The 3107-nt window shown below is 68.4% G+C and carries 3 protein-coding genes and 1 pseudogene; 2 read left to right on the top strand and 2 right to left on the bottom strand.

The window, feature by feature from the left end; genetic code table 11:
- Positions 1–413: 413 nt before the first annotated feature.
- Positions 414–911, top strand: coding sequence for an SCO4402 family protein (locus CCN44_RS24670; RefSeq protein ID WP_237481977.1), 498 nt, complete (start codon positions 414–416; stop codon positions 909–911).
- A 1048-nt stretch (positions 912–1959) separates the two neighbouring features.
- Here CCN44_RS24670 and CCN44_RS44515 read toward each other — a convergent pair.
- Positions 1960–2136 (bottom strand): hypothetical protein, encoded by a 177-nt coding sequence (locus tag CCN44_RS44515; protein WP_158103140.1) that lies wholly within the window; start codon positions 2134–2136, stop codon positions 1960–1962.
- A 206-nt stretch (positions 2137–2342) separates the two neighbouring features.
- Between CCN44_RS44515 and CCN44_RS47870 the strand changes: the two are divergent.
- Positions 2343–2534: pseudogene (locus CCN44_RS47870) on the top strand (murein biosynthesis integral membrane protein MurJ); the annotation flags it as partial.
- A 240-nt stretch (positions 2535–2774) separates the two neighbouring features.
- Here CCN44_RS47870 and CCN44_RS47865 read toward each other — a convergent pair.
- A complete protein-coding gene (locus tag CCN44_RS47865) occupies positions 2775–2909 on the bottom strand; it encodes a hypothetical protein (RefSeq protein WP_276329124.1) in 135 nt (44 codons plus the stop codon).
- Between the last annotated feature and the right edge of the window lie 198 nt (positions 2910–3107).

Below are 3107 nucleotides of genomic sequence, written 5' to 3'. Positions count from 1 at the left end.
CGGTGTTGGCCCCCGCCCTGGCCCTGGCCCCGGTGCTGATGCTGGCCGCCCGCCTTGGTGCTGGTCCTGGTTCTGGTCTCGGTGTTGGCCCCCGCCCTGGGGCTGGCCTCGGTCCCGGTGCTGGCCCCCCCGCTCTGGTGCTGGCCCACCGGCTCTGGTGCTGGCCTCGGTCCCGGTGCTGGCCTTGGTCCGGTGCTGGTGCAGGTTGCCGGGCCGGCGCCTGCGCCTGGGCCGGCCGGTGACGGGGTCCTGGTCGGGGAGACTGGCGGGCTGCGGGATCCGGTGTGGGGCAGGTGCTCTGTGGGCGGGCAGGGATGTGTTTACGGAAGCACCAGCCATTCACTCATGCCCACTGAGTGCGCCCGCTCAGCTAGGAGCGGTCCGGCCGATCATCGGATGCGTGCCCTTGGCTCGTGACTGATCACGGCATCGCTCTGCCTCACTACCGCCTCCATGTCGTACCGGCGGTCGTGGCATTGGCCAGCCCGACATGGCAGCGAGAGGTGTGGCTCGATCCGGATCAGTTCGAGGACCTCGACTACACCGTCCACGTGCTCTTCGACGACTTCTGCGATGCGAACAATCCTCGGCCCTGGCTTGGGCAGTGCCTTCGCAGCGAGGAGGAAGTCGAGCTGATGGCGCGTCTCGGTGCTGCCTACGGCGCGGTACAGGATTCGGTCGGCGCCGCGGCTCGGGACGAGGCATACCTGGACTCGCCTGGCTGGTCTGCTGTAGTCGCCGCGGCAGCCCGGCTGGCCCAGGTGCTGGTGGCCAATGACCACTTGGCGTTGAGCAAGTTGCATGACGCCGGCCATCGCTGGCCGCTCGACACCGAGCCGATCATGAGATCGGCTTGCCGCGGGCCCGTCGCCGAATGCGAGCGATGCGGTCCCAGCGGGCGAACGCGGTGATCAGGCGGCGATCCTCCAGATCCTTGATGGCCGCGGTCTTCTGTTCGATCCATCGCTCCAGCCGGGCCAGGTACTCGTCCCACACCGGAAGGATGCCGGCGGAGACCAGGACGGCTCGGAAGTAGTCGACCGCCAGATCCCGCTGGTGGCTTATGCGGGCGTCGAGGGCTTCGTGGCTGAGCTCACAGGTCCCGACGGCGAGGTCGGTGACCAGACGGGTCGCCGTGGCTGACTCACGCAGACAGAGCAAGGTCGGGCGGGGGGTTGAGGTCCAGCAGGGCCTTCGCAACCTTGTCGAGCTAGGGACGGCGTTGGCCGTCGGGTGGCGTCAGCAGTGTCCGTAGCTGTCGTTCGCCTGCACATCGGCGGCAGAGCCCGAAGTGGAACCGCCGCTCGACCGTTCTGCACTGCTGGCAGGGTTTTTGAGCCTCGGGGGCGTTCTCCCAGCAGTTCTCGCAGATGGGTCCCCGTGCGGCCCTGGCGGTGACGCGGGAGGGGCGTCGACAGTCGGTGCAGGGCTCCTGCTTGATCGGGCATGCCCGGCAACGGGGGGAGTCTTTCTTGGCGAACATGCAGCCGCGGAGCTTGCCGCAGGAGCCGCACTGGGCGACCGGCGGTTTGAGGCAGACTCCACAGAGCGGCCCGTCGGCAGTGCGGGCGGCAACGGCACCGAGTCGACCGCAGACACCACATTCTTCCTGGTAGGCGGGCTTCTCTCGACGGCACTTGATGCAGATCGGGGCTCCGTCCTCGTTGCGACCGGCGGCCGGGCGATGACGTCCGCACCATTTGCAGGGCTCGGCCTTCGCGCGGTTGTAGCAGGTCCCGCAGACTCTCATCCGCTTGATCGAGTGCGTCAGCCGGTCCGCGCGGTCACAGTGCGGACACTTCGGCGCCGAAACGCCCTCGGCTCCGACCCGGTGCAGCCGGTCTACCAGCAGCACGGTCCGCGGCGAGGAGTGGGGAGCCTGCCCCATCAGGAGGCCCGGCTCATTCTGGACATCCCAGAGCAGACGACGAGCGGCCGGGGCCTGCCCCCCCGGTTACCTCAGCGATCACCGTCTGGAGCACGGTCTTCGAGCCCGAGGCCGGACAGGTGGCTCAGCAGGTCGGCGACCGGGTCCTCATTGCAGTCGGACTTGAAGCAGAAGCGGCAGACCTGGCGGCCGAAGCGGTCCAGACCGTAGCGCGGGGTCTCGCCGTTGCCGCAAGCCCTGCAGACCATCCCTTTGCCCGGAGTCTGGGTGGGCCGGGATAACGTCGAAGCACTCCTCGCAGGAGCCGACCGTCCGTAGACGTACTGGCGCAGAGCACTTGTTCCGTGGCTGTCGTATTCCTGCGGCCATGCTCACGGGCCGGAGAAGGTTCGCTGAACTCTGCGGTAAAGCCGCCGAATTGGGGCCAGGGAACCTTGGGGCATAGGTTGACGGCATGGTGGAGGGGGCGAACTCCGCGGCTCAGACCATGCCGCAGGAGCAGCAGACAAGGGGGCGGCATGCCGCCCGGCGGAAGAAGGACAAGGGCGGACTGGCTCGTTCGTCCTTGCTGATGGCTGTTGGCACGGTGGTGTCACGGGCGACGGGACTGATCCGCCAAGTGCTGCAGGCCGCAGCGCTGGGTACGTGCCAGTCGTACCAGGTGATGTACCAGGCGACCCTGCTCGTGTAGCAGGCCATGCAGCCCCACCGGGGAAGTTCCACCGACGGCTCCAGCTCCACGAAGGTCACGTCAGCCGGGCTCGCGCACCAGACGAGCGCCTCGCCGGCCAGGGCCGACGAGGGCAGGTTCGGCGGCACCTCGCACCCGCTGACGAGCCGGTGTAGGCGTGCCAGCTCTTCGGCGATCTGCACGGTCACTGGGCGTTTACCCCCTGCGGGTCGCACGGCCGTGGTGGAGGAGCTTCTCCACCTCGTCCGGGTAGCAGAGGTCACCGGCGGAGTCCATCGGCAGGCACCAGTACCCGCGTCCCTGGGGCTCGGTGAGGTGGACGGCGGGCACGCCAGGTAGTGATCACGGCCCAGGTACTCCACGCCGGGCAGATGCCGGTCTGTCCACTTCCAGGCGGTGGAGAAGGGCACCAGGAAGTAGGACAGGAGGGCGTGGAGGTCGGCGAATGCCGCACCACCGTCGAACCACTGACGGAGGAAGTCGTCGACCACCGGCAGTTCCTCGGTGTCGGCCGCCGCCCACACCAGG

Origin of the sequence: Streptomyces tricolor (genome assembly GCF_002155905.1) — a bacterium.
In the GTDB taxonomy this organism is placed as follows: Bacteria; Actinomycetota; Actinomycetes; order Streptomycetales; family Streptomycetaceae; genus Streptomyces; species Streptomyces tricolor.
This window is presented reverse-complemented; position numbering and strand designations above follow the sequence as displayed.